Annotated in this window: 24 protein-coding genes and 1 riboswitch; of the genes, 21 read left to right on the top strand and 3 right to left on the bottom strand. The window is 70.0% G+C overall.

What is annotated here, in order from left to right; translation table 11 throughout:
* Window positions 1-4 precede the first annotated feature (4 nt).
* Window positions 5-102, bottom strand: a riboswitch (glycine riboswitch).
* A 128-nt stretch (window positions 103-230) separates the two neighbouring features.
* The 12 genes from OG522_RS11735 (at window position 231) to OG522_RS11680 (ending at window position 13727) form a co-directional block, all read left to right on the top strand.
* Entirely contained in the window at window positions 231-977 is a 747-nt protein-coding gene (locus OG522_RS11735) for an AAA family ATPase (protein WP_329462905.1), read from the top strand.
* Window positions 974-1747 carry an enhanced serine sensitivity protein SseB gene (locus tag OG522_RS11730; protein ID WP_329462904.1) on the top strand — a complete coding sequence of 258 codons (774 nt, stop codon included), beginning with the start codon at window positions 974-976 and terminating at the stop codon, window positions 1745-1747. The genes OG522_RS11735 and OG522_RS11730 overlap by 4 nt, the downstream gene beginning before the upstream one ends.
* Before the next feature lie 168 nt (window positions 1748-1915).
* Window positions 1916-2698, top strand: a complete 783-nt coding sequence (locus tag OG522_RS11725; RefSeq protein ID WP_329462903.1) for an enhanced serine sensitivity protein SseB C-terminal domain-containing protein — start codon at window positions 1916-1918, stop codon at window positions 2696-2698.
* A gap of 400 nt (window positions 2699-3098) precedes the next feature.
* Window positions 3099-4097 (top strand): ABC transporter permease, encoded by a 999-nt coding sequence (locus tag OG522_RS11720; protein WP_329462902.1) that lies wholly within the window; start codon window positions 3099-3101, stop codon window positions 4095-4097.
* Between the two features lie 59 nt (window positions 4098-4156).
* On the top strand, window positions 4157-5905 hold the full coding sequence (locus OG522_RS11715; protein WP_329462901.1) for an ABC transporter substrate-binding protein: 1749 nt from the start codon (window positions 4157-4159) through the stop codon (window positions 5903-5905).
* Between the two features lie 102 nt (window positions 5906-6007).
* A complete protein-coding gene (locus OG522_RS11710; protein WP_329462900.1) occupies window positions 6008-7018 on the top strand; it encodes an ABC transporter permease in 1011 nt (336 codons plus the stop codon).
* 92 nt (window positions 7019-7110) lie between these two features.
* The gene (locus OG522_RS11705; protein ID WP_329467550.1) at window positions 7111-8136 is read left to right on the top strand and encodes an ABC transporter ATP-binding protein; all 1026 of its coding nucleotides are present in this window, start codon (window positions 7111-7113) and stop codon (window positions 8134-8136) included.
* Window positions 8133-9560 (top strand): ABC transporter ATP-binding protein, encoded by a 1428-nt coding sequence (locus tag OG522_RS11700; protein WP_329462899.1) that lies wholly within the window; start codon window positions 8133-8135, stop codon window positions 9558-9560. The genes OG522_RS11705 and OG522_RS11700 overlap by 4 nt, the downstream gene beginning before the upstream one ends.
* Before the next feature lie 94 nt (window positions 9561-9654).
* A complete protein-coding gene (locus tag OG522_RS11695) occupies window positions 9655-11058 on the top strand; it encodes a M1 family metallopeptidase (RefSeq protein ID WP_329462898.1) in 1404 nt (467 codons plus the stop codon).
* A 46-nt stretch (window positions 11059-11104) separates the two neighbouring features.
* Entirely contained in the window at window positions 11105-11764 is a 660-nt protein-coding gene (locus OG522_RS11690; protein WP_329462897.1) for a trimeric intracellular cation channel family protein, read from the top strand.
* A gap of 67 nt (window positions 11765-11831) precedes the next feature.
* On the top strand, window positions 11832-12701 hold the full coding sequence (locus tag OG522_RS11685) for a thioesterase family protein (RefSeq protein ID WP_329462896.1): 870 nt from the start codon (window positions 11832-11834) through the stop codon (window positions 12699-12701).
* 48 nt (window positions 12702-12749) lie between these two features.
* Complete coding sequence (locus OG522_RS11680; protein WP_329462895.1) at window positions 12750-13727, top strand: helix-turn-helix transcriptional regulator; 978 nt, start codon at window positions 12750-12752, stop codon at window positions 13725-13727.
* 10 nt (window positions 13728-13737) lie between these two features.
* Here the strand turns inward: OG522_RS11680 and OG522_RS11675 are convergent, their stop codons facing one another.
* Window positions 13738-14358 (bottom strand): TetR family transcriptional regulator, encoded by a 621-nt coding sequence (locus OG522_RS11675; protein ID WP_329462894.1) that lies wholly within the window; start codon window positions 14356-14358, stop codon window positions 13738-13740.
* A 116-nt stretch (window positions 14359-14474) separates the two neighbouring features.
* On the opposite strand from OG522_RS11675, the gene OG522_RS11670 reads away from it, so the two are divergent.
* The 3 genes from OG522_RS11670 (at window position 14475) to OG522_RS11660 (ending at window position 16143) form a co-directional block, all read left to right on the top strand.
* Window positions 14475-14630 carry a hypothetical protein gene (locus OG522_RS11670; protein ID WP_329462893.1) on the top strand — a complete coding sequence of 52 codons (156 nt, stop codon included), beginning with the start codon at window positions 14475-14477 and terminating at the stop codon, window positions 14628-14630.
* Between the two features lie 2 nt (window positions 14631-14632).
* A complete protein-coding gene (locus OG522_RS11665) occupies window positions 14633-14902 on the top strand; it encodes a DUF4190 domain-containing protein (protein ID WP_329462892.1) in 270 nt (89 codons plus the stop codon).
* Between the two features lie 71 nt (window positions 14903-14973).
* The gene (locus OG522_RS11660; protein WP_329462891.1) at window positions 14974-16143 is read left to right on the top strand and encodes a cysteine desulfurase family protein; all 1170 of its coding nucleotides are present in this window, start codon (window positions 14974-14976) and stop codon (window positions 16141-16143) included.
* Between the two features lie 265 nt (window positions 16144-16408).
* Here OG522_RS11660 and OG522_RS11655 read toward each other — a convergent pair whose 3' ends face one another.
* Window positions 16409-17017, bottom strand: coding sequence for an N-acetylmuramoyl-L-alanine amidase (locus OG522_RS11655; protein WP_329462890.1), 609 nt, complete (start codon window positions 17015-17017; stop codon window positions 16409-16411).
* Between the two features lie 131 nt (window positions 17018-17148).
* Here OG522_RS11655 and mnmA point away from each other — a divergent pair, with 131 nt between their 5' ends.
* Together mnmA and helR are read left to right on the top strand one after the other, a co-directional pair.
* On the top strand, window positions 17149-18276 hold the full coding sequence (gene mnmA, locus OG522_RS11650; protein WP_329462889.1) for a tRNA 2-thiouridine(34) synthase MnmA: 1128 nt from the start codon (window positions 17149-17151) through the stop codon (window positions 18274-18276).
* 612 nt (window positions 18277-18888) lie between these two features.
* Window positions 18889-21054 carry an RNA polymerase recycling motor ATPase HelR gene (gene helR, locus OG522_RS11645; RefSeq protein ID WP_329462888.1) on the top strand — a complete coding sequence of 722 codons (2166 nt, stop codon included), beginning with the start codon at window positions 18889-18891 and terminating at the stop codon, window positions 21052-21054.
* Here helR and OG522_RS11640 read toward each other — a convergent pair.
* On the bottom strand, window positions 21051-21377 hold the full coding sequence (locus tag OG522_RS11640; RefSeq protein WP_329462887.1) for a DUF427 domain-containing protein: 327 nt from the start codon (window positions 21375-21377) through the stop codon (window positions 21051-21053). The genes helR and OG522_RS11640 overlap by 4 nt on opposite strands.
* 52 nt (window positions 21378-21429) lie before the next feature.
* On the opposite strand from OG522_RS11640, the gene OG522_RS11635 reads away from it, so the two are divergent.
* Genes OG522_RS11635 through ligA form a run of 4 tightly spaced genes read left to right on the top strand, consistent with a single transcriptional unit; the run spans window position 21430 to window position 25975 of the window.
* Window positions 21430-21969: a TIGR00730 family Rossman fold protein gene (locus tag OG522_RS11635; protein ID WP_329462886.1), complete on the top strand. Its 540-nt coding sequence runs from the start codon at window positions 21430-21432 to the stop codon at window positions 21967-21969.
* Window positions 21970-21980: 11 nt separating this feature from the next.
* Window positions 21981-22679, top strand: coding sequence for an SDR family oxidoreductase (locus OG522_RS11630; RefSeq protein ID WP_329462885.1), 699 nt, complete (start codon window positions 21981-21983; stop codon window positions 22677-22679).
* Between the two features lie 43 nt (window positions 22680-22722).
* Window positions 22723-23748, top strand: coding sequence for a methionine synthase (locus OG522_RS11625; RefSeq protein WP_329462884.1), 1026 nt, complete (start codon window positions 22723-22725; stop codon window positions 23746-23748).
* A gap of 31 nt (window positions 23749-23779) precedes the next feature.
* Window positions 23780-25975: an NAD-dependent DNA ligase LigA gene (gene ligA / locus OG522_RS11620; RefSeq protein ID WP_329462883.1), complete on the top strand. Its 2196-nt coding sequence runs from the start codon at window positions 23780-23782 to the stop codon at window positions 25973-25975.
* Window positions 25976-26099 lie beyond the last annotated feature (124 nt).

Raw genomic sequence — 26099 nt, 5'->3', positions numbered from 1 at the left:
CTGCCTCACCCGCGCGGTACGGGGCCTGAGAGATTCAAGGGAGGAACTTGCTCCTTCGGCGCCCCAGCTCACAGCTGCTGAGGACTCTCCCGCGCGGATTCGAACGGCCGGTATGCAGTTGGCGCGCACATCATCGCACGCATCCCCGAGGCGGCAAATCGCCCGCGGTCTATTACCGTCTCTTTACACTTCTGGGGCAGGGCGGCAGGATCCGAACAGGGGGGAGTGCCATGACGGTTGGACGGAACACGGCTGAGGCGCGGGAGGCGGACGCGCCGGACCTGGGCGCGGCGCCGGGCGCGCGCCCGGCGGAGAGTGAGAGGGTGCGGGACCTGCGCGGCAGGCCCGACCGGACGCCGCCGGAGCTGCTCTTCGACGCGGGCGACGTCGTGGTGGTGTCCGGGCTGCCCGGCAGCGGCAAGACGACGCTGATGCGCCGCACCGTCACCGACCGCCGCATCGACTCACAGGACACCCGGCTCGCCTGGCAGCGCCGCCTGCCGGGGATTCCGTACGCCCTCTACCGCCCGCTGACCCGGACCGCGCACTTCGCCAGGACCTGGTGGGCGCTGCGCTCCGGCGAGAGCATCGTCGTGCACGACTGCGGTACGCAGGCCTGGGTGCGGCACTGGCTGGGCCGCGGGGCGCGGCGCAGGGGACGCGCGCTGCGCCTCGTCGTCCTTGACGTACCGCCCGGTGCCGCCCTGGAGGGCCAGGCCAGGCGCGGCCGCTGGGTCTCCCGGTACGCCTTCGCCCGGCACCGCGGGGCGGCCCGGCGGCTGATCTCCCAGGTGGAGTCCGGACGGCTGCCGACCGGCTGTGCGACCGCGGTCCTGCTGGACCGGGCGTCCGCCTCGGCGGTGCGGCGGATCGGCTTCACCGAGGAGCGACGCGGGCCCGGTGCTCGCGGCGCTAGGGTTTCGGGGCACGGCCGTGGAGGGCCGGCACGGCAGTCGGGGGAGAAGGACGGCACATGAACTTTCCGGAGCAGGCGTTCGCGCATCCGCACGGCGGCGGAGGCTGGCCGGGCAACGAACTCGAAGAGGCGCTGGCCGCCGCCCTCGGCCACCCGAACGCGGGCCCCCGGCTCATAGAGGTGCTCGGCCGCAGTTCGGTATGGGTGCCCCTGCCCAACGGCGGCGGCCAGGACAGCGCGGACCTCGACCTGCCCACCCTGGAGCTCGGCGGCGCCCCCTATGTCCCGGTGTACAGCTCCGAGCAGCAGTTCCTCCAGTGCGTCGGTTCCCACATGCCGTTCGCCGTGGCGCCCGCCGTCGAGTTCGCCCGCGGTCTTCCGCCGCAACTGGGCATCGCGGTCAACCCCGAGGGCGCGGTGGGAGTACCGCTGCCCCCGCCCGCCGTGGCCGAACTCTGCCGTACCGGGCGTACCGCGCTCGACGGACCCGCGTCCGGAGCCCGGGTACGCCTCTTCGAGCCCGACTGGCAGGAGGAGCCGGTGGACTTCCTGACCGCGGCGGGCCAGGAGTTCGAGGCGACCGGGGTGGTGCGCACCGCACGGCGCGCGCTGGCCTCCATCGAGGGCGAGGCGCCGACGCTGTTCATCGGCGTGGAGTTCGCCACCTGGGACGGGGCCGGCCGCAACGCCCCGATGGAGGCACTCGGCCGGGCGCTCGGCCGGGTCCCCGTCGCCTGGTCGGTCAACCTGGTCCTCCTCGATGTGACACAGGATCCGGTCGCGGAATGGATGCGCGAGCGGGTGCGCCCCTTCTACGAGCGGGCCCAGTAGCACGCACCAGGTCCGTCGCGGCAGGTCTTCGCCGGGTCATGGCGGTGCCTGTACGGCGGCTTAACCTGGTTTCATGACCCTTGCAACCCCGTGGCCGCACGCGTGTGCCCGGGGTGGCGGGGCGGCGCAGGCGTCGGCACGGTGGATCGAAGAGGGGCGGGACCCAGGGTGAGCGCGCAAGGCACCGCGGCGGCCGGGCAGGTCGAGCACATGCTGCGCCAGGTGACGCCCGGACGCTACGACGCGTACGAGGCGCTGCTGCACGCCCTCGCCGACTCCGGCCGCCTCTGGATGCTGCTGTGGCACGGCGCACCGGGCTCCGCGGACGCCCAGTACGGAAACATGGAGGTCGAAGGCGTCTCGTACGCGCCCTGTGTCACCTCCGCGCAGGAACTCGCCGCCAGCGGGTGGAACCGGGCCCACGACGTGGTCGGCGCCCTCGGCGTCGCCCGCTCCCTCTACCCCGACCACTACGGGATCTGGCTCAACCCGCACGCCCCCGGCGGCGGGGTCGGCATCCCCTGGACGGATCTGCGGCGGATCGCCACCGGCCTCGACCGGATGCCCGCCGGACCGCTCAGGCTCTCCGAACCCGCCGTGGAGATCCCGCAGTTCTACGCGCTGCTCACGCAGAACGCGCACCGCACCCCGGCCGTCCGTTCGCTGTGCCGCGCCTGGGTGCAGCCCGCGCTCGGCACCCCCTACCTCGCGATCGGCCTCGACCTGTACGACCTCGGCCCACAGTCGGTGGAGTCGGTGCGGGCGATGATGCAGCAGTCCGTCGCCGCGGTGCCCGACGGCCTCGCGGTGTCCACCGTCGCGATGTCCGACGAGTACGACCCGGTCGCCATGTGGCTGAAATCAGAGGCCCGCCCGTTCTACGACCGCGAGGCGCAGACCGCCTCGGCGCCCGGCTACGGCTACCCGCCGGCCGCGCCGCGCCCGTACTGACGCCCCGAGCTCAGGGCCCGTATCCCCACAGACCCCCTCAACTTCCCCTGTGCACAAGGGGAATGTCCCTTCTGGTGGGGCAAAAGGCCGCAATGACCCCAGGCGTCGCATGCGCCCCAACTTCCCCGTGTCCGCCCCTGGTTCACACGCGTCCGGATAACGGAAACCCTCTTACTGCATCACGTTTGCGCATACTTTCGCCGTCAGGTCTGGCGGGTGATCACGACGCCCATGAAGACTCCCCGCAATGAGGCTGGTCGGCCCCCGGGTCCCCGGTCTCGCGCGCTGAGCGACAGGGCTTTTCACGCCCTGCGCGGATTCACCGCACCACTGATGAAACAAGCCGCTACAGCGGCTGGTATGGGCCGGCCACCGCCGGCCGGGAGGGGTCAGAGGCACTGTGACCGCACCGATCGAGACCACCGGTTCGGCTGCCCAAGCGCAGCCGGAGGCAGTACTCACGGGGGCCAAGCAGAGCCAGATCGAGGGCCGTTCACTCGGACAGATCGCCTGGGCGCGGTTCAAGCGCGACAAACTGGCGGTTGCCGGCGGCGTTGTCGTCATCCTGCTGATCCTCCTCGCGGTTCTGGCAAAACCGATCCAGTGGGCGTTCGGGCTCGACCCGAACGCGTTCCACCAGGATCTGATCGACCCCGCGCTCCTCGCGCCCAAGGGCGCCTGGGGCGGCATGAGTTGGTCCCACCCGCTGGGTGTGGACCCGCAGTACGGGCGAGACATCATGACCCGCATCATCGAGGGGTCCTGGGTCTCGCTGCTCGTCGCGGGAGGCGCCACGCTCCTCGCCGTCACCATCGGCGTGGTCATGGGCGTCACCGCGGGCTTCTACGGAGGCTGGGCGGACTCCCTCATCAGCCGCACCATGGACGTCTTCCTGGCGTTCCCGCTGCTGCTCTTCGCCATCTCCATCTCGGCGTCCCTGCAGGACGGCGCGTTCGGTCTCTCGGGACTGCCGCTCCGGATCTGCGTACTGATCTTCGTGATCGGGTTCTTCAGCTGGCCGTACATGGGTCGTATCGTGCGGGCCCAGACGCTCAGCCTGCGCGAACGCGAGTTCGTGGAGGCGTCCCGGAGCCTGGGCGCCCGGGGCTGGTTCATCCTCTTCCGGGAGCTGCTGCCGAACCTCGTCGCACCGATCCTCGTGTACGCGACGCTGCTCATCCCCACGAACATCCTCTTCGAGGCGGGCCTCAGCTTCCTCGGCGTCGGCATCGCGCCGCCGCAGGCCTCGTGGGGCGGCATGCTCACCTCAGCGACCGAGCTGTACGCGGCCGACCCGCAGTACATGATCGTGCCGGGCGTGGCCATCTTCATCACGGTCCTGGCGTTCAACCTGCTGGGCGACGGGCTGCGCGACGCCCTCGACCCGCGCACCAAGTAAGCACGCGGCCTGCCACATCCCCAGTCGCCGCAACCATCCCTAGAGGGGGCATTCCTCCGGTGAAGTCTCGTAAAGCGACCCTTGTGATCGCCACAACCGTGGCTCTGGCGTTCGGTGCCACCGCGTGCGGTGGCGGCGACTCGAAGGCATCCGGTGGCAAGACCACCGCCGATGCCGCGCTCACCTCCGTGGTGAACAAGTCCGACAAGAAGGGGGGCACGCTCACGCTGGACATGTCCGACGTGCCCGACTCCCTCGACCCGGGCAACACCTACTACGGCTGGGTGCAGAACCTCTCGCGCCTCTACAGCCGTCCGCTCACCACCTTCAAGCCGGCCGCCGGCAAGGACGGCCTGGAGGTCGTGCCGGACCTCGCCGAGGGCCTGGGCGTGCCCAGCGACGGCGCCAAGACGTGGACGTACAAGCTCAAGAAGGGGCTCAAGTACGACGACGGCACGCCGATCACCTCGAAGGACGTCAAGTACGGCGTCGAGCGCTCCAACTTCGCGCCGGAGGCCCTGTCCAACGGTCCGACGTATTTCAAGGCCCACCTGATAGACGGCGACAAGTACCAGGGCCCGTACAAGGACAAGAACCCCAACGGGATCTCCTCCATCGAGACGCCGGACGACACCACCATCGTCTTCAAGCTGAAGGACGCCTTCGCGGACTTCGACTACCTGGCGACCTTCTCGCAGACGGCCCCCGTGCCGGCCGCGAAGGACAAGGGTGCCGCGTACGTCCAGAGCATCGTCTCCTCGGGCCCGTACAAGTTCCAGTCGTACGAGGAGGGCAAGGGCGCAACGCTGGTCCGCAACCCTCAGTGGGACCCGAAGACCGACCCGAACCGGCCCGCGCTGCCGGACAAGATCGTCGCCAAGTTCAAGATCAACCAGGTGACGATCGACAACGACCTGCTGGCCGACAACCTGACCGTCGACGTCGGCGGCACCGGTGTCGCCCCGCAGACCCAGCCCAAGGTCCTCACCGACCAGAAGCTGAAGTCGCGCACGGACAGCTCCTACGCCGGTGCGACCTCGTACATCGGTCTGAACGTCAACGTCGCGCCGTTCGACAACATCCACTGCCGCAAGGCCGTCCAGTGGGGCATCGACAAGGCGTCCGTGCAGGCCGCCGCGGGTGGCGCGCCCAAGGGTGACGTCGCCTCGACGCTGCTGCCGCCGACCGTCAACGGCTACACCAAGTTCAACGAGTACCAGACCCCCGGTGACAAGGGCGACGAGGCCAAGGCCCGGGACGAGCTCAAGCAGTGCAATCAGCCGAACGGCTTCGCCACCAGCCTGACGGCCCGTTCCGACCGCCCCTCCGAGATGGCCATGGCCACCGCGGTGCAGGCCTCGCTGAAGAAGATCGGCGTCATCGCCGACATCAAGTCCTTCCCGGCCGGTAAGTACTTCACCAACTTCGCCGGCAACCCGCAGTACGTGCACGACCACAAGCTCGGCATGCTGATGACCGCGTGGGGTGCCGACTGGCCGACCGGCTTCGGCTTCCTGGACCAGATCGTCAACGGCTCGGCCATCAAGCCGTCCGGTGGCAACAACGTCCAGGAACTGAACGACCCGGCGATCAACAAGGCCCTCAACGACGCCATCGGCAACACGGACAAGGGCGCTCGTGAGAAGGCCTGGGGCGACATCGACAAGATGGTCGCGGACAACGCCTCCGCCGTGCCGCTGATCTACCGCAAGAACCTGCTGTTCCGTCCCGAGTCGGCGACGAACGTGACGGTGACGCAGGCCTACCTCGGCATGTACGACTACCTGCTGATGGGCTCCGCCAAGTAACCGGGACCCCGTCCACCAGAAACACGAAAGGCAGGTGAAGGCGCTGGTGCCCGCCGGGTCAAGGGAGACCCCCGGCCGGGCGGGCACCGGCGCCGGACAGCTGTGGCTGCGTACCTCATTCGACGCGTTTTCGGCGCGGTGCTACTGCTGCTGATCGTCAGCGCAGTCACCTTCGCGATCTTCTTCCTGGTACCCCGGCTCGCCGGCCAGTCGGTAGACCAACTGGCAGCGCAGTACGTGGGCAAGGACGCCAACCCCTCCTCGATCGCCGCAGTGAAGAAGAACCTGGGCTTCGACCAGCCGCTGTACGCCCAGTACTGGCACTTCATCAAGGCGCTCTTCGTCGGAGCCGACTACAAGTTCGGTCCCGACGCCTCCCACTGCAGTGCGCCCTGCTTCGGCTACTCGTTCAAGACTCACGTCGAGATCTGGCCGCAGCTCACCTCGCGCATCCCGATCAGCTTCTCGCTCGCCATCGGTGCCGCGGTGATCTGGCTGATCACCGGTGTGATCACGGGTGTGGTGTCGGCGCTCAAGCGCGGCTCCTTCCTGGACCGCCTCTCCATGGGTGTCGCCCTGGCCGGCGTCTCCCTCCCCATCTTCTTCACCGGCATGCTGGCGCTGGGCCTGTTCACGGTCCAGTGGCCCATCTGGAACGGCATCGACTACGTGCCGTTCACGGACGATCCCCTCCAGTGGGCCTGGAACCTCCTGATCCCGTGGTGCAGCCTCGCCTTCCTGTACTCCGCGCTCTACGCCCGGCTCACCCGGGCCGGAATGCTGGAGACCATGAACGAGGACTACATCCGGACGGCCCGCGCCAAGGGCCTCAAGGAGAACAAGGTCATCGTCAAGCACGGTCTGCGGGCCGCGCTCACCCCGATCGTCACCATCTTCGGCATGGACTTCGGCCTCCTGATCGGCAGCGCCGTCATCACCGAGACCGTCTTCTCCCTCAAGGGGATCGGCGCGTACGCGATCGAGGGCATCCAGAACAACGACCTGCCGATCGTCATGGGCGTGACCCTGGTCGCCGCCTTCTTCATCGTTGTCTGCAATCTGCTGGTGGACCTGGTGTACGCCGCGATCGACCCCAGGGTGAGGCTCTCGTGAGCGAGGAATCCAAGGAGCAGACCGTCGGTACCGCGACGGCCACCGTCAGCGAGCCGGAGCCGGCTCGTCCGCCGGGCAGCGACGACGCGTTCCTGTCCGTACGGGACCTGCGCATCCACTTCGACACGCCCGACGGCGTGGTCAAGTCGGTCGACGGTGTCAGCTTCGACATCAAGCCCGGTGAAACCCTCGGCATCGTGGGTGAGTCGGGCTCCGGCAAGTCGGTGACCTCGCTCGGCATCATGGGCCTGCACCGCACCGCGCCCAACGTCACGATCTCCGGCGAGGTCTGGCTGGACGGCGAGGAACTGATCGGGGCCGAGGCCGACCACGTGCGGCGGCTGCGCGGCCGCAAGATGGCGATGATCTTCCAGGACCCGCTGTCCGCGATGCACCCGTACTACACGGTGGGCAAGCAGATCGTGGAGGCTTACCGGGTCCACCACGACGTCACCAAGAAGGTCGCCCGCACCCGCGCCATCGAGATGCTCGACCGAGTCGGCATCCCCGAGCCCGCCAAGCGCGTCGACGGCTACCCGCACGAGTTCTCCGGCGGTATGCGCCAGCGCGCGATGATCGCGATGTCGCTGGTGAACAACCCCGAGCTGCTCATCGCCGACGAACCCACCACCGCCCTGGACGTCACCGTCCAGGCGCAGATCCTGGACCTGATCCGGGACCTGCAGAAGGAGTTCGGCTCCGCGGTCATCATGATCACCCACGACCTGGGTGTGGTCGCCGAGATGGCCGACAAGCTCCTGGTGATGTACGGCGGCCGCTGCATCGAGCGCGGTCCGGCCGAGCAGGTCTTCTACAACCCCCAACACCCTTACACCTGGGGCCTGTTGGGGTCCATGCCGCGGATCGACCGCGAGGAGACCGACCGGCTCATCCCGGTCAAGGGCCAGCCGCCGTCCCTCATCAACGTGCCGTCCGGCTGCGCCTTCAACCCGCGCTGCCCGTACGCGGACGTGCCGAAGGACAACGTCACCCGCACCGTGCGCCCCGAGCTCACGGAGTGGGACGGCGACGGCGGCAGCGGTCACTTCTCGGCCTGCCACATGTCGCAGGAGGAGCGGACCCGTATCTGGACCGAAGAGATTGCGCCGAAGCTGTGAGTGAGAAGAAGTCAGCCGAGAAGGCGATCCCGAAGCAGCCGGAGGCCTCGCCGGAACCGCTCCTGAAGGTGGAGGGGCTGGTCAAGCACTTCCCCATCAAGAAGGGGCTGCTCGGCCGGGCGACCAGCGCGGTCAAGGCCGTCGACGGCCTCTCCTTCGACGTGCGCCCCGGGGAGACCCTCGGCGTCGTCGGTGAGTCGGGCTGCGGCAAGTCGACCATGGGGCGGCTCATCACGCGGCTGCTCGAACCGACCGGCGGCAAGGTCGAGTTCGAAGGGCAGGACATCACGCACATGTCGGCGGGGAAGATCCGCCCGCTGCGCCGTGACGTCCAGATGATCTTCCAGGACCCGTACGGTTCGCTGAACCCGCGCCACACCATCGGCGGGATCGTCTCCACCCCCTTCCGGCTCCAGGGGGTCACGCCCGAGGGCGGGGTGAAGAAGGAGGTCCAGCGGCTGATGGAGCTGGTGGGCCTCAACCCCGAGCACTACAACCGCTATCCGCACGAGTTCTCCGGCGGCCAGCGCCAGCGCATCGGCATCGCCCGTGCGCTCGCGCTCAACCCGAAGCTGGTCGTCGCGGACGAGCCGGTCTCGGCGCTCGACGTGTCGATCCAGGCGCAGGTGGTCAACCTTCTCGACGACCTCCAGCAGGAGCTCGGCCTGACGTACGTGATCATCGCGCACGACCTGTCGGTCATCCGGCACGTCTCGGACCGGATCGCGGTGATGTACCTCGGCAAGATCGTGGAGCTGGCCGACCGCAAGTCGCTGTACGCGGCGCCGATGCACCCGTACACCAAGGCGCTGATGTCCGCGGTGCCGGTGCCGGACCCCAAGCGGCGCGGCATGAAGAGCGACCGCATCCTGCTCAAGGGCGATGTCCCCTCGCCGATCTCGCCGCCGAGCGGCTGCCGGTTCCACACCCGGTGCTGGAAGGCGACGGAGATCTGCAAGACGCAGGAGCCGCCGCTCCTGGAGCTGAAGCCCGGCCAGCAGGTGGCCTGCCACCACCCGGAGAACGCTCCGGACCAGGCGCCGGGGGAGTCGGTGCCGGCGCAGGCCAGGGAGTCGATCGAGGTCGCGACGCCCGTCGAGGCGACGACCGCGGACGAGTCCGCGGAGGCCGGTGCAGAGGCCGGAACGGAGGCCGCCGAGGCCGTCGAGACCCCGGACGCGCCGAAGGCCGCGGTCGAGCCTGAGGCTTCGGACGCTCCGAAGACTTCGGACGCTCCGAAGGCCGCGGTCGAGCCTGAGGCTTCGGAGACTTCGGACGCTCCGAAGGCCGCGGTCGAGCCTGAGGCTTCGGAGACTTCGGACGCTCCGAAGGCTTCGGCCGCTTCGAAGAAGCCGGACGCTGTGGCGGCTTCGGCCGGTGAAGACGGACCGGACGACACCGTTCAGGAGTCAACCGACAAGTAAGGCATGACAGTTCGGCAAAGTCATGTTCATGCCGAAACGGGAGAGTGCAGAGTCTGCGTGTCCTTATCTCGGCACGCGTTCGAAGGGCAGACTCATGGCGCTCTCCCGTTCGGCACGTCATCCCTCCCGGCTGCTCGCCCTCGCCACCGCGGTGGCCGCCGGGTTCACCATCGCCGCCGCACCCGCCGCCTCACCGGGCGCCCCGGGTATTGGTGATCCCTACTTCCCCGATATGGGCAACGGTGGTTTCGACGCCCTGCACTACGACCTCGGGGTGAGTTACGACCCCGGTTCCGGGCGGCTGGACGGGCACACCACCCTCACCGCCCGTGCCACCCAGAACCTCTCCAGCTTCGACCTCGACCTCCAGAAGCTCACCGTCGACTCGATCCGGGTGAACGGAAAGCCCGCCGACTTCACCAGAACCCGCGACGAGATCGTCATCACCCCGCGCCACCGGCTGCGCAAGGGCGAGCGGTTCGAGGTGAGCGTCGCCTACGGCGGCGTGCCCATGCCGCTGAACGGCCCGATCGTCTTCGGCTCCGACTACGGCTGGATGAAGACCAAGGACGGCGTCTTCGTGGCCTGCGAGCCGAACGCCGCCTCCACCTGGTTCCCCTCCAGCGACCACCCCTCCGACAAGGCGACGTACGACATCCGCATCGACGCGCCGAAGGGCCTGACCGGTGTCTCCAACGGGACCCTCGTCGACTCCCATGACCGCGGCGGCCGTTCGTACTTCCACTGGCGCGAGACCAAGCCGATGGCGACCTATCTGGCCACCGCCTCCATAGGCAAGTTCGACGTGAAGACGGGCCGGACGCCCGGGGGCACGCCCATCTACGTCGCCATCGACCCCGTGCTCGCCCACCAGAACACGGTCGACGTCTACGCGGTGACGGCGGAGGCCACCGACTACTGGTCCAAGCTCTTCGGTCCGTATCCGTTCGAGGAGACCGGCGCGGTCGTCGACGACATGCCGGAAGCCGGGTTCTCGCTGGAGACCCAGACCAAGCCGAGCTATTCGGCGGTGCGGTCCGAGTCGACCATCGTCCACGAGCTCGCCCACCAGTGGTTCGGCGACGACGTCTCGGTCCACCGGTGGAAGGACATCTGGCTCAACGAGGGCTTCGCGACCTACGCCCAGTGGCTGTGGGCCGAGCACCGCGGCACCAGGTCGGCGCACGACTCCTTCCTCGCCACCTACAACTCGATCGCGGCCACCTCCGACTTCTGGAAGATCGAGGTGGCCGACCCGAAGCGGGACACGATGTTCTCCCAGGCGGTCTACCAGCGCGGCGCGATGATGCTCCAGGCGCTCCGCGAACGCATCGGCGACCAGGCCTTCTTCAAGCTCCTGCCGGCCTGGACCAAGCTGCACGGCTACGGCAACGCCTCCACCGACGACTTCGTGCGGCTGGCCGAGCACGTCTCGGGCCAGTCGCTCGGCGATCTGTTCCAGAAGTGGATCCACGACACGGGCAAGCCCGCGCTCTGAGCCCGGCGTGTGCATGACCGAGCCCCGCCATGCGTAAAAATGGCGGGTGCTCCACGAACTGTTCAGTCCCTCCGTCCAGCATTGGCTCGACCTCGTCGGAATCTTCGTCTTCGCCATTTCGGGCGCCCTGCTCGCCGTGCGCAAGAACTTCGACGTGTTCGGCATCGCGGTGCTCGCCGAGGTCACCGCGCTGGGCGGGGGGCTGTTCCGCGACATCGTCATCGGCGCCGTCCCGCCGGCCGCCTTCAATGATCTCGGGTACTTCGTCTGCCCGCTGCTCGCCACCGCCCTCGTCTTCTTCCTGCACCCCGAGGTCGAACGCACCCAGAACGCGGTCAACGTCTTCGACGCCGCGGGCCTCGGCCTGTTCTGCGTGACGGGCACGATCAAGGCGTACGACTACGGCCTCGGGCTCACCTCGTCGGCGGTGCTGGGTCTGGCGACGGCGGTGGGCGGCGGCGTGCTGCGCGACGTCCTCGCCAACGAGGTCCCCTCGCTGCTGCGCTGGGACCGCGATCTGTACGCGGTGCCCGCGATCGTCGGCGCCACGATGGTGGTCCTGTTCATCCGCTTCGACGTGCTGAACGCCGGGACCAGCGGAGTCGCGGTGGTCACGGCGTTCCTGCTGAGGATCGCCGCGCTCAAGTACCACTGGCGGGCGCCGAGAGCCTGGCACCGGCGGAGCTCGACGCTGGAGGAGTCGTAGGGGCTGCCCGACACCCGGGCTCGCAAAAAGCTACCGCTCAGTAATTTATCGGTGTACGGTGCTGCGCATGGCACAGGCATCGTCACCAGTACTCCCCGCCGCGATCGGGGACAGCGAGTTCGACCGCGACACCGCCGTCACCCTGCGCGAGGCGGGGGTCTACGACGCGGAGCTCTCGGCCGGCTGGACCATCATCCACGCCGTCAACGGCGGCTATCTCCTCGCACTGCTCGGCCGCGCCCTCGGCGACGCCCTGCCGCATCCGGACCCGTTCACGGTCTCCGCGCACTACCTCACGCCGTCGGTGCCGGGGCCCGCCGTCATCCGTACCGAGGTGGTGCGCGCCGGCCGCACCCTCTCCACCGGGCAGGCCTCGCTCTTCCAGCGCGACGAGAACGGCGCGGAGGTCGAACGCATCCGGGTGCTCGCCTCGTACGGGGACCTGGACGCGCTCCCCGACGACGTGCGCACCACGGCGAAGCCCCCCGCGATGCCGCCGCTCTCGCACTGCATCGGCGCGACGGACGCCCCCGACGGCAGCCGGCCGCCGATCCCCGGCAGCTCCGCGATCACCGACCGCCTCATGCTCAAGCTCGACCCGACGACGCTCGGCTGGGCGGTGGGCGCGCCGTCCGGGAAGGGCGAGATGCGCGGGTGGTTCGGGCTCGCGGACGGCCGCGACGCCGATCCGCTCTCGCTGCTGCTCACGGTGGACGCGCTGCCGCCGACCTCCTTCGAGCTCGGGCTGCAGGGCTGGACGCCCACGGTCGAACTGACCACTCACATCCGGTGCCGGCCGGCACCGGGCCCGCTGCGGGTGTCCATCACGACGCGGAACCTGGCAGGCGGCTTCCTGGAGGAGGACGCCGAAGTCTGGGACACCGCAGACCGCCTGGTGGCCCAGTCCCGCCAACTGGCGCGGGCGCCCCGGGGCTGACGGGGAACTCGGGGCGGGCGAAGATCTCCGCTCGGGCATCCTGGGGCCGTGAAATCCGACCGGCTGCTCTCGATCCTCCTCCTGCTCCAGACCCGCGGCCTCGTCCCCGCCACCGAACTCGCCGACCGCCTCGACGTCTCCGTACGGACCGTCTACCGCGACATCGAGGCGCTCTCGGCCTCCGGCGTCCCCGTCTACACCGAGCGCGGCCGCCACGGCGGCGTCGCCCTCCTCCCCGGCTACCGCACGGACGTCACCGGGCTCACCGCGGACGAGTCCCGCGCCCTGTTCGTCCTGGCCGCCCAGGGCGCGCACACCGCCCTGGGGCTCGACGACGCGCTCGGCTCGGCCCTGCGCAAGGTCATGGCCGCGCTGCCCGAACCGCATCGCCCCGCCGCGGAGTTGACCAGCCGTCGCATCCTCGTCGACCCCGAGCGATGGATGCGTACGGCCGCCCCCGCGGTCGACCTCGACGTGCTCAACACCGCCGTCTTCGCCGACCGCCGCCTGCGGCTGCGCTACCGGCACAGCGGGGCGAAGACGCCCAACACGTACACCGTCGACCCGTACGGACTCGTCGTGAAGGCCGGTGTCTGGTACCTCGTCGCCGACCACCGCGGCGCGCCCCGGCTGTTCCGCGCCGAGCGGGTCCGGTCCGCCACGCTGACCGACGAGCCGGTGCGGCGCAGGCGCGGGGCCGAACTCGTTGATGTGTGGGAGCAGTTGCGCCGCCAGGTCGAGCGGCGCCCCGCGGAGGTCCTGGTGCGCGCCCGGGTGCGCGACGACCGCCTCGACATGTTCGTACGCCTCCATGGCGCGCAGCTGACCGCCCGGCCCGAGCCGGATGCGGCGGGGGAGTGGGCCACCGTGGAGCTCGCGGTCACCGAACTGCGCGCCGTTCGCCAGCTGTTGAGCTTCGGCGAGAGCCTTGAGGTCCTTGAGCCGCCCGCCGCCCGGAAGGTCATGGCCGAGGCGGCCGCCGAACTGGTCCGGCTGTACGCCGCCGGCCCGGGGGTCACGCCTTAGTCGTCACCCCTTAGTCCAGCCAGTGGCGGCGGCCCAGCGCGACCAGGCGGAGCTGCGCGCGGGCTGTGGTGAGGACGGCCTCTTCATGGCCTTCCTCGTTGCCTTCCAGCAGGGCCGACGCCGTCATCACCATGTGGTCGACGTAGACCCCGGCCAGCATGCGCAGGTCCGCCCGCGTCCAGCCCGCCGACTCCGGGTCCGTGCCGAGCGCCTCGGCCACCTCGTCCGCGAAGCGCCGCAGCTGTACGCCGATGGCCTCGCGGACCGGGGCCACCCCGCCGTGCCGCTCACGGGCGATGAAGCGGACGTGCGCCGGGTGCGTGCGCACATGGGCGCCGATCAAGGCGACCGCCCGGTCGATGCGTTCCTCGCCCGAGCCGGTCGTGACGATCACCGCGCGGATCGTGTCGTGCAGACTGCCGAGCGCGGCGTCGACCAGCGCGACCCCGAGGTCGGCCGTGTCCTTGAAGTGCCGGTAGAACGCGGCCGGCGCCACCCCCACGGCCCGGGTGACCTCGCGCAGTCCGAGGCTGCTCAGACTCTGGTGTTCCAGGAGCTGGAGCGCCGAGTCCATGAGGGCCTGCCGGGTCTTCTGCTTCTGGGCCTGCCGGATTCCGAGAGTGTGGCTCATACCACTCAGTAAACATCTGTTCGCTGAACTTGGGAAGACTAGACTGCGTAGTCAGTGAACAGTCGTACTCCGAAAGCCGGTTGACCCGGCGGTCGGACCAATGGGAAAGGAACGTCATGCTTTTCCTCGTCGCAGCCCTCCTCCTCCTGGGGGTCGTGCTGGGCTCAGCGGCGCACCTCCCGGTGGCGGTCACCCTTGCCGTCGGCGGCGCCATCGTCCTCTGGCTCCTGATCTTCGCCGCCCGTGAGCGCTTCTCTAACCGGAAGGCCTGACCATGGAACTCGCAGTGATCCGCCGCCGCACCCGGGACCGTGACGCCGACGGGATGGCCGTCGCGGCCTTCGTCCTCGGCCTGCTCGGCCTGCTCGTGATGAACATCGTCCTCGGCCCCATCGCCATCGTGCTCGCCTCGCTCTCCCTGTACTACGGGACCAAGCGCCGCGGGCGCGCCCTGCTGGGCCTCGCGCTCGGCGTCGCCGATCTCGCCGTGCTCCTCGCGCTGGTCATGGCCGACCACACCGTCTCCTGGGGCCTCAACGGCTGAACCCTCAGTTCGGTCGCTGGCCGGAACTGCGGCACGGCCCGCCCGCCACGGCTCGTAGAATCGGGCCCACCATGGCTTACCTCGACCACGCCGCTACCACCCCGATGCTCCCGGAGGCGGTCCGGGCGATGACCGCCCAGCTGACCGCCACCGGCAACGCGTCCTCGCTGCACGCCGCCGGACGGCGGGCCCGCCGCACCGCCGAGGAGGCCCGTGAGGAGCTCGCCGAGTCCCTCGGCGCCCGACCCAGCGAGGTCGTCTTCACGGCCGGCGGGACCGAGGCCGACAACCTCGCCGTCAAGGGCCTGTACTGGGCCCGCCGCGCCGCCGACCCGCGCCGCGTCCGCGTGCTCGCCAGCCCCGTCGAGCACCACGCCGTGCTCGACGCGGTGCACTGGCTCGGCGAGCACGAGGGCGCGAGGGTCGAGTACCTTCCCGTCGACCCGTACGGCAGGGTCCACCCCGAGGCGCTGCGTGAAGCCATCGAGCGCAACCCCGACGATGTCGCGCTGACCACCGTCATGTGGGCCAACAACGAGATCGGCACGATCATGCCGGTGGCCGAACTGGCCGCGGTGGCGCGGGAGTTCGGCGTCCCGCTGCACGCCGACGCCGTGCAGGCCTTCGGTCAGCTCGACGTCGACTTCGCCGCCTCCGGGCTCGCCGCGATGACCGTCTCCGGCCACAAGATCGGCGGCCCGTACGGCATCGGCGCGCTGCTCCTCGGCCGTGAGTACACCCCCGTACCCGTGCTGCACGGCGGCGGTCAGGAGCGGCACGTGCGCTCCGGCACCCTCGACGTCCCCGCCATCGCCGCGTTCGCGGTCGCCGGCCGGCTCGCCGCCGAACGGCGCGGCGCCTTCGCCCGCGACATCGGCGCACTGCGCGACCGGCTCGTTGCGGCCGTGCACAAGGCCGTGCCCGACGCGATCCTCGGTGGCGACCCGAACCCGGCGGGCCGGCTGCCCGCCAACGCCCACTTCACCTTCCCCGGCTGCGAAGGCGACTCCCTCCTCCTGCTGCTCGACGCGCAGGGCATCGAATGCTCCACCGGCTCGGCCTGCACCGCGGGCGTCGCCCAGCCCAGCCACGTCCTGCTCGCCACCGGAACCGACCCCGACCTGGCCCGCGGCACCCTGCGCTTCTCGCTCGGCCACACCTCCACCGAAGCCGACATCGAAGCGGTCGCCGCAGCGATCGGCCCCGCCGTCGAACGCGCCCGCACCGCAGGCCTGGTCTGAGCGGACCTCAGCCGGCGGCCCGCAGTCGGTCGTCAGCCGGTCCCAGTCGGTCCGCAAGTCCGTAGGTCGCGGCTCGCAAACCCGAACCTCCGGTCGGCAAGCCCGCCGCGGGCAGCCCGCATGTCCGCAATCTGGTGGTGGGCATGCCGCAGCTGGCGCAGCCCGCAAGCCCGGGTACCCGCAGTCCGCAAGCCGTGTGCCCGCAGTCCACAGGCTCGCAGTCCGCGGCCCCCGCCCGCGCGGCCGTCAGTCCGGGGTCGGCCGGTCAGGGGGTCGCGTGGGCCGCTCCGACCAGGCGCAGGTAGCGGTCCCAGTCCCAGTGCGGACCCGGGTCGGTGTGATCGGTCCCGGGCACCTCCGCGTGCCCGATGATGTGGGTCCGGTCCACGGCCATGCGGTAGCGGGCGCATATCGCTGCCGTGAGCCGCGCCGAGGACGCGTACATGGCGTCCGTGAAGGACGACGCCTCGTCCACGAACCCCTCGTGCTCTATGCCGACACTGCGCTCGTTGTACTTCCGGTTGCCCGCGTGGAAGGCCACGTCAAGCTCGCGGACGGTCTGCGCCAGGTGCCCGTCCTTACGCACCACATAGTGCGCCGCCGCCCCGTGATCCGGGTCCTGGAACACCTGAAGGGCGGTCTGATAATTGCCCTGCACGACATGGATCACCACCCGGTCGACGGCGAAGTCGTCCGGCCGGTTCGCCCGCCGCCAGTTCGCCGACGCGGCCGCCACCCAGTCGGCGCCCGCGTAGTCCACGGCGCCGGCCTTGCGGGGCCGTTGCGGCCGTGCCGCCGGCGCGTTCAGGTAGCCGATCGTCCCGATCGCCACCACCCCGCCGCCGATCAGTAACCCCCTGCGACTCACCGCCATCCGCCCCGCCCCCGTCGCTCCCCGTACCGCTCCCCTTGAAGCCCCTCACGATGACAACGGATACTCCCGCGCCCGCGGTTCCCGATGCCACGTACCCTGGTGAAGCTATGACTGAGACCTCGCCTTCCCCGATGACGCAGCCGACGACCCCCCAGCGCCCGCTCAAGGTGCTCGCCGCCATGTCCGGCGGCGTGGACTCCGCCGTCGCCGCCGCCCGCGCCGCCGAGGCGGGGCACGACGTCACCGGTGTGCACCTGGCGCTCTCCGCCAACCCGCAGTCCTTCCGCACCGGAGCCCGCGGCTGCTGCACCATCGAGGACTCCCGCGACGCCCGCCGCGCCGCGGACGTCATCGGCATCCCCTTCTACGTCTGGGACCTGGCGGAGCGCTTCCGCGAGGACGTCGTGGAGGACTTCATCGCCGAGTACGAGGCGGGCCGCACCCCGAACCCGTGCCTGCGCTGCAACGAGAAGATCAAGTTCGCGGCGCTGCTCGACAAGGCCCTCGCGCTCGGCTTCGACGCGGTGTGCACGGGCCACTACGCCACCGTCGTCCTGAACGAGGACGGCAGCCGCGAACTGCACCGCGCCTCCGACATGGCCAAGGACCAGTCGTACGTGCTCGGCGTCCTGGACGAGCGCCAGCTCGCCCACGCGATGTTCCCGCTCGGTGACACCCTCACCACCAAGGACGAGATCCGCGCCGAGGCCGAGCGCCGGGGCCTGGCCGTCGCCAAGAAGCCCGACAGCCACGACATCTGCTTCATCGCCGACGGCGACACCCAGGGCTTCCTCGCCGACCGCCTGGGCAAGGCGGAGGGCGACATCGTCGACGAGTCCGGTGCGCGGATCGGCAGCCACGAGGGCGCCTTCGGCTTCACCATCGGCCAGCGCAAGGGCCTGCGCATCGGTCACCCGGCGCCCGACGGCAAGCCCCGCTACGTCCTCGACATCTCGCCGGTCAACAACACGGTGACGGTCGGCCCCGTCGAGGCCCTCGACGTCACCGCCCTCGGCGCGATCAAGCCCCGCTGGTGCGGCACGGCCCCGGCCGGCCCCGGCACGTACACTGCGCAGCTGCGCGCCCACGGCGGCGAGACCGAGGTCACCGCCGAGCTGATCGACGGCGAACTCCAGGTGCGCTTCGCCGAGCCGGTCCGCGGCGTGGCTCCCGGCCAGGCGATCGTGCTGTACGACGGCACGCGCGTGGTGGGCTCGGCGACGATCGCGACGACGCGGCGGGCCGCGGCAGCGGTCTAGCCGCGACCGTCAGGACGGCGACTGTTCGGAGATCTCCGGCGGTCGCTCACTCATGGGCGCCCTGGCGCGCGCCACCTTCCCAACTGGCCACGTCCCAACCAGTCATGTCTCAACTGGTCGTGTTCACAACGGAGTTCGCGCTGCCCTGATGTGCGCGGTGGGTCACCGCTGTATGGGGAGGTCTTCGGCCTTCGGCGGACCGGACAAGGAAACAAAAAAAGGGAAAGGGGAGTACCCGCTCCTTTCCACTCTCAACATATAGCGCACGGGGGGCCTTGCGGCAAGGCCCCCCACCTGCCGCAGAATCATCGGCCGAGGCCACAACCTGCGGAAATGGGGGAGTTCGCGACATGCGTGTGCTGTTGTCTACGTTCAGGTCGCGGGACGACGCCGAGCCGCGGGTGGACCGACACATGTGGGTGTGACCCACGACCGCGTAGCCGAACCCGGGCCGGTGCGTGTGGTTGCGATCCCTATGTGATCCCCGCGCCGGGCCCAGGGCACATGTGGGCGCGACCCACGTCGGCGTCGCCAACACGGGCCCGCCCATGTGCCCATGACCCACTTGTCGCGTGCCGTGGCCGTACCCGGCCGCACATCGGAGCTGATGCCGTGAACCCCCTGACCACCAGCGCGTTCGACCTTCCCGAACGCCTCTCGCCCAAAGCCGACCCCGCGCTGATCGCCGCCGACGACCAGCACCTCGCGACCGTCGCGCAGTGCCTGGAGCAGACGATCGCCGAACTGTCCGACCGCCTCGACGCCGAACTCAAGGCGCCCGGCGGCGTCGGCCGCCAAGGGATGGACCGGGACATGGAGGTCCACCGGCTGACGTCCCGGCTGCGCGCACTGCGCCGCTTCGGTCTGGACCTGTGCCTCGGGCGCATGGTCGGCGCGGACGACCCCGAGCCCGTGTACGTCGGACGGTTCGGCCTGACGGACAGCACCGGCCACAGGCTGCTCCTCGACTGGCGCTCACCCGCGGCCGAGCCGTTCTTCGGGGCCACCCATGCCAATCCGATGGGTCTGGCGAGCCGACGCAGGTACCGCTGGACCCGCGGCCGGGTCAGCGACTACTGGGACGAGGTGTTCACCGCGGACGGGTTCGCCGGGCACGCCGCGCTCGACGACCAGTCCGCCTTCATCGCAAGCCTGGGCAGCGACCGGTCGCCCCGGATGCGCGACGTGCTCGGCACCATCCAGGCCGACCAGGACGCTGTCATCCGCGCCGGATCGCGCGGCGCCCTCGTCGTCGACGGCGGTCCGGGCACCGGCAAGACCGTCGTCGCACTGCACCGCTCCGCCTACCTCCTCCACTCCGACCCGCGCCTCGGTCACCGACGCGGCGGCGTGCTGTTCGTCGGACCGCACCAGCCCTACCTGGCGTACGTATCCGACGTCCTGCCCAGCCTCGGCGAGGAGGGCGTACAGACCTGCACCCTGCGGGACCTTGTCGCCGAGGGGGCCGCGGCGGCGATCGAGGCCGACCCGGAGGTGGCCCGCCTGAAGTCCTCCGCGGACCTGGTGAAGGCGGTCGAGACGGCCGTCCGGTTCTACGAGGAGCCGCCCACCGAGGGGATGACGGTCACGACGCCCTGGTCCGACATCCACCTGGGCGCCGACGACTGGGCCGTGGCGTTCGACTCGGCGCCCGGTACCCCGCACAACGAGGCTCGCGACCAGATCCTGGAGGAGCTGGTGACGATCCTGATGGACAAGCACGACGGCGACGCTCCGGACGACCAACTGCGCACGTCACTGCGGCACAACAGGGAGCTGCTCACGGCCTTCGGCAGCGCGTGGCCGCTGCTCGAAGCGGCCGACCTCGTCGGCGACCTGTGGTCGGTGCCCGCCTATCTGCGGATGTGCGCTCCCTGGCTCGGCCCCGACGACGTGCGCAGGTTGCGGCGCGCCGACGCCCACGCCTGGACGGTGTCCGACCTGCCGCTCCTGGACGCGGCACGGCAGCGGCTCGGTGACCCGGAGGCCTCCCGGCGCAGGCGCCGCAACGAGGCCGCCGTCGCCGCCGAACGCGCGCGCCGGGCCGACGTCATCTCCGACCTGCTCCAGAACGTCGAGATCGACGAGAGCGAGGGCGCGCTGGGGATGCTGCGCGGGCGCGACCTTCAGGACACCCTGATCGACGAGAGCGGACTGTCCGGCGCCGAACCGGACCTGCTCGCGGGCCCGTTCGCGCACATCGTCGTGGACGAGGCGCAGGAACTGACCGACGCGGAGTGGCAGATGCTGCTGCTGCGGTGCCCGTCAAGGAGCTTCACCATCGTCGGGGACCGCGCCCAGGCCCGGCACGGGTTCACGGAGTCGTGGCAGGAACGCCTTGAGCGGGTCGGCCTCGACCGGATCGGCGTGGCCTCACTGAGCGTCAACTACCGTACGCCGCAAGAGATCATGGCGGAGGCCGAGCCGGTCATCCGGGCCGTGCTCCCGGACGCCAACGTGCCGACCTCCATCCGCGGCGGCGGCCTCCCCGTCGTCCATGGATCAGCGGCCGATCTCCACTCGGTCCTCGACACCTGGCTCGGCGCACACGCCGACGGGATCGCCTGCGTCATCGGCGATCCCGCGTTCCGTGCGACGCCCCGCGTCCGGTCGCTGTCCCCGCAACTGGCCAAGGGGCTCGAATTCGACCTGGTCGTCCTCGTCGACCCGCAGTCGTTCGGCGAGGGCATCGAAGGAGCCGTCGACCGCTATGTCGCGATGACCCGGGCGACCCGCCAACTCGTCATCCTGACAAGTGAGGGGAACCGGACAAGCTAGCCGACCGTTTCCACGTCGTAGAAACAGAGGTGGTCCTTGATCTCGGCCACATCCGGCTTGGGGTCGGGGTAGTACCAGACGAGGTCGGGGGCGTCCGGCAGCGACCAGTAGGAGGCCGTGCCCTTGAACGGGCAGTAGGTGTGGGTGTCCGAGGGAGTCAGCAGGTCGGTGCGTACGTCCTCGGGCGGAAGGTAGTAGCGGACCGGGAGCCCCGTCTCGCGCAGCAGCAGCGGACGCCGGCTCTCGGCGAGCACCTGCCCGTCGCGTACGACCCGTACGTGCTCGGTGCCCTGTTCCACGGTGATGCGATGTCCTGTCGTCATATGAGGTGCAGCGCTCGCCGGGCCGCGCTTCTTCCCTCGTTACTGTGGGCGGGTGAACATTTGCGTCTTCCTCTCCGCGGCCGATCTTGACGAGCGCTACACCCGCCCCGCGCGCGAGTTCGCCGAACTGCTCGGCAAGGGCGGGCACACCCTGGTGTGGGGCGGCTCCGAGAGCGGCCTCATGAAGGTTGTCGCCGACGGAGTGCAAGAGGCGGGCGGCCGCCTCGTCGGGGTCTCCGTCGACTTCTTGGCGGCCAAGGCCCGCGAGAACGCCGACGAGATGGTCATCGCCGGCGACCTGGCCGAGCGCAAGGCGCTCCTGCTCGCCAAGTCGGACGCCGTAGTGATCATGGTGGGCGGGACCGGCACCCTTGACGAGGCCACCGAGATCCTTGAACTGAAGAAGCACGGCAAGACCACCAAGCCGGTCGTCCTGCTGAACACGGCGGGCTTCTACGACGGCCTCAAGCAGCAGTTCCACCGCATGGAGCAAGAGGGCTTTCTGCCCGTTCCGCTCACCGACCTGGTGTTCTTCGCCGAGGACGGCGTGGCGGCGCTGGCCTATCTGGAGGAGTCCCTCGGCATCCAGTAGGCCGTGCGAGCATGGCGGGCATGGCTACTCATCTGATCACCGGGGCCGGTTCCGGCATCGGCGCGGCCGTCGCGCGCCGGCTGCACGAGCGCGGTGACGAGCTCATCCTGCTCGCGCGCGACGCCGGACGCGCCAAGGAGCTCGCGGCCCGTTACCCCGGCGCCCGCACCCTCGTCGGCGACCTCGCCGACCCCGACCGCCTGTCCTGGGCCTTCGACAAGCAGCCCATGCCGGACCACCTCGACTCGCTGCTGCACATCGCGGGCATCGTGGACCTCGGCCCGGTCGGTGAGCTGCGCCCCAAGACCTGGCACCAGCAGCTCAACGTCAACCTGATCGCGCCCGCCGAGATCACCCGTCACATGCTGCCCCAACTGCGGGCCTCGCGCGGCCACGTGGTCTTCGTGAACTCCGGCGCCGGCCTCAACGCCCATGCGGAATGGGGTGCGTATGCCGCGTCCAAGCACGGTCTCAAGGCGCTCGCCGACTCGCTGCGCCACGAGGAACACGCCGCCGGCGTCCGGGTGACCTCGGTCTACCCGGGCCGCACCGCGAGCCCGATGCAGGCCAAGGTGCACTCGCAGGAGGGCAAGGAGTACGACCCGGCGAAGTTCATCGACCCCGAGTCGGTGGCCACCACCATCGTCATGGCGATCGACCTGCCGGCCGACGCCGAGGTCAACGACCTCACCGTGCGCCCCGGCAAGTAGCCGCCCCGGCCGGGCCCCGCGCCCGGTTGCGTACGCTTCCGGGGTGAGCGAACAGAGCATTTTCCCCTGGGGTCCCGCCACCGGGGTCGGTTCCATGCCGGGCGGCGACGCCCGGGAGGCCGCGAAGACCGTCACCGGCTCGCTGATCGGCGCCGACGGGGCGGCCGGCGACTTCCCCCACCTCGCCGAGCTGCCCGCGCGGGGGCCCGGCGCCGACATGATCGGCCGGACCATCGGCCTGCTCGTCGAGATGTACGGACACGTGGAGCCCAGCGGCTGGCGGGTCAGCGACCGGCCCGGCCGCGACACCCGCCGGGCCAGGTCCTGGCTCGGCGAGGACCTGGACGCCCTGGAGGAGTTCGCCCAGGGCTACACCGGGCCGCTGAAGGTGCAGGCCGTCGGGCCCTGGACGCTGGCCGCCGCCCTGGAACTCAGGAGCGGCGAGCTCTCCCTCGGCGACCCCGGGGCCTGCCGCGACCTCGCCGGTTCTCTCGCCGAGGGCCTGCGCGACCATCTCGCCGACGTACGCCGCCGGGTGCCCGGAGCCCGCATCGTGCTCCAGCTGGACGAGCCCTCGCTGACCGCGGTGCTGCGCGGGCAGATCCGTACCGCCAGCGGATACCGCACCCACCGGGCCGTCGACCGCCAGGTCGTGGAGGCCGCGCTCAGGGATGTCGTGGCCGTGCACGACGGACCCGTCGTCGTCCACTCCTGCGCCCCCGACGTACCGTTCGCGCTGCTGCGCAGAGCTGGCGCGGCCGGGGTTTCGTTCGATTTCTCCCTACTCACCGAGCGTGACGACGAGCAGCTCGGTGAAGCTGCCGAGAGCGGCACCAAGCTCTTCGCCGGAGTCGTGCCCACCACCGACGGCCCATTGTCAGACCCTGCCGGTAGCGTCATGGGAGTCAGGACGCTGTGGCGCAGGCTGGGGCTGAATCCGGGGACTCTGGGCGAGTCCGTGGTGATCACCCCGTCCTGCGGTCTCGCGGGTGCTTCCCCGGCCTACGCACGGGCGGCGCTCGCCCACTGCGTCCGGGCGGCGAGATCGCTCGCGGACAACCCTGAGTGACGGGGAAGACGGGAAACGGGAGGACATGACGGTGGCTGCCGAACAGAACGCAGCGGTGCCCGCACAGGCACGGGAGAAGCACGGGCTCCTCGCCGAGCAGGTCGAGGAGCACCGCTTCCGGTACTACGTGAAGGACCAACCGGTCATCAGCGACGGTGACTTCGACAAGTTGCTGCGCTCGCTGGAGGCCCTGGAGGACGAGTACCCCGAGCTGCGCACGCCCGACTCGCCCACCCAGAAGGTCGCGGGCGCCTACGAGACCGACTTCGCCTCGGTCCAGCACCGCGAGCGGATGCTGTCCCTGGACAACGCCTTCGACGACGGGGAACTGGCGGCCTGGTCCGAGCGGATCGCCAAGGACGTCGGCACCGCCGACTACCACTACCTGTGCGAGCTGAAGGTCGACGGCCTCGCCGTGAACCTGACGTACGAGCACGGCAGGCTGACCCGCGCGGCCACCCGCGGCGACGGCCGCACCGGCGAGGACATCACGCCCAACGTGCGCACCATCGCCGACATTCCGGGCCGCCTCAAGGGCGACCGCATCCCGGCCCTCGTAGAGATCCGCGGCGAGGTCTACTTCCCCATGGAGGCCTTCGAAGGTCTCAACGCACGACTGGTCGAAGCGGGCGACAAGCCGTTCGCCAACCCGCGCAACGCGGCCGCCGGTTCACTGCGCCAGAAGGACCCCAAGGTCACCGCGACCCGCCCGCTGCACATGGTGGTGCACGGCATCGGCGCCCGCGAGGGCTTCGACATCGACCGCCTTTCGCAGGCGTACGGACTGCTGCGCGAGTGGGGACTGCCGACCGCCGAGCACAACAAGGTGGTCAACTCCCTCGAAGAAGTGCGGGAGTTCATCGCGTACATGGGCGAGAACCGCCACTCGGTGGTGGAGCACGAGATCGACGGCGTCGTCGTCAAGCTGGACGAGATCCCGCTCCAGGGCCGCCTCGGCTCCACCGCGCGCGCCCCGCGCTGGGCGATCGCCTGGAAGTACGCGCCCGAAGAGGTCAACACCAAACTCGTCAACATCCGCGTGGGCGTGGGCCGCACCGGCCGCGTCACCCCCTACGCACAGGTCGAGCCGGTCACCGTCGCCGGCTCCGAGGTCGAGTTCGCCACGCTCCACAACCAGGACGTGGTGAAGGCCAAGGGCGTCCTCATTGGCGACACCGTGGTGCTGAGGAAGGCCGGAGACGTCATCCCGGAGATCCTCGGCCCCGTAGCCGACCTGCGGGACGGCAGCGAGTACCCCTTCGAGATGCCCGCCGAGTGCCCGGAATGCGGGACCGCTCTGCGTCCGATGAAGGAGGGCGACATCGACCTCCGCTGCCCCAACGCCCAGTCCTGCCCCGCCCAGTTGCGCGAGCGCCTCTTCTACCTCGCGGGACGCAAGAGCCTCGACATCGAGAACTTCGGATACGTCGCGGCAGCCGCCCTCACCAAGCCGCTGGAGCCCTCCGCGCCGCCGCTGCTCGACGAGGGCGACCTCTTCGACCTCACCATGGAACAGCTCCTGCCCATCAGGGCGTACGTCCTCGATCAGGACAGCGGGCTGCCCAAGCGCGATCCCAAGACGGGCGAGGAGAAGACCGCTCTGGTCTTCGCCAACATGAACGGCGAGCCGCGCAAGAACGCCGTTTCCATGCTGGAGAACATCGCGGCGGCCAAGGAGCGCCCGCTCGCGCGCATCCTCACCGGACTCTCCATCCGCCACGTCGGCCCGGTCGCGGCCGAGGCGCTGGCCCGCGAGTTCCGCTCCATCGACCGCATTGAACAGGCCAGTGAAGAGGAACTCGCCGCGGTGGAAGGCGTCGGCGGAATCATCGCGGCCTCCCTCAAGCAGTGGTTCGGCGAGGAGTGGCACCAGGAGATCCTGCGCAAGTGGAAGGCCGCGGGCGTCCGCATGGAGGACGAGAGCACCGGCGAGGACGAGGGACCGCGTCCGCTGGAGGGCCTCACGGTCGTGGTGACCGGAACTCTTGAGCGCCACACCAGAGATGGCGCGAAAGAGGCCCTACAGAGCAGGGGCGCCAAAGTCACCGGTTCCGTTTCCAAGAAGACATCGTTCGTTGTCGTCGGCGACAGCCCTGGTTCGAAATACGACAAGGCGATGCAGCTGAAGGTTCCGGTTCTGGACGAGGACGGTTTCGCGATTCTGCTGGAACAAGGGCCCGACGCGGCAAGAGAAGCCGCGATGCCCACCGCCCAAGAGGGGGAATGAGACACAAAGGAGGGTAGTAACAGGGGGCCTGGAGGCTGCACGGAGTCACCCGTTCGGCGCATAGCAGACCGATGTGGGTGGCTGGGTCGCATTCGGGCAAGAGCTGTAGACCGCTGCCCGGCAG

Origin of the sequence: Streptomyces sp. NBC_01431, from assembly GCF_036231355.1 — a bacterium.
Taxonomy (GTDB): Bacteria; Actinomycetota; Actinomycetes; order Streptomycetales; family Streptomycetaceae; genus Streptomyces.
This window is presented reverse-complemented; position numbering and strand designations above follow the sequence as displayed.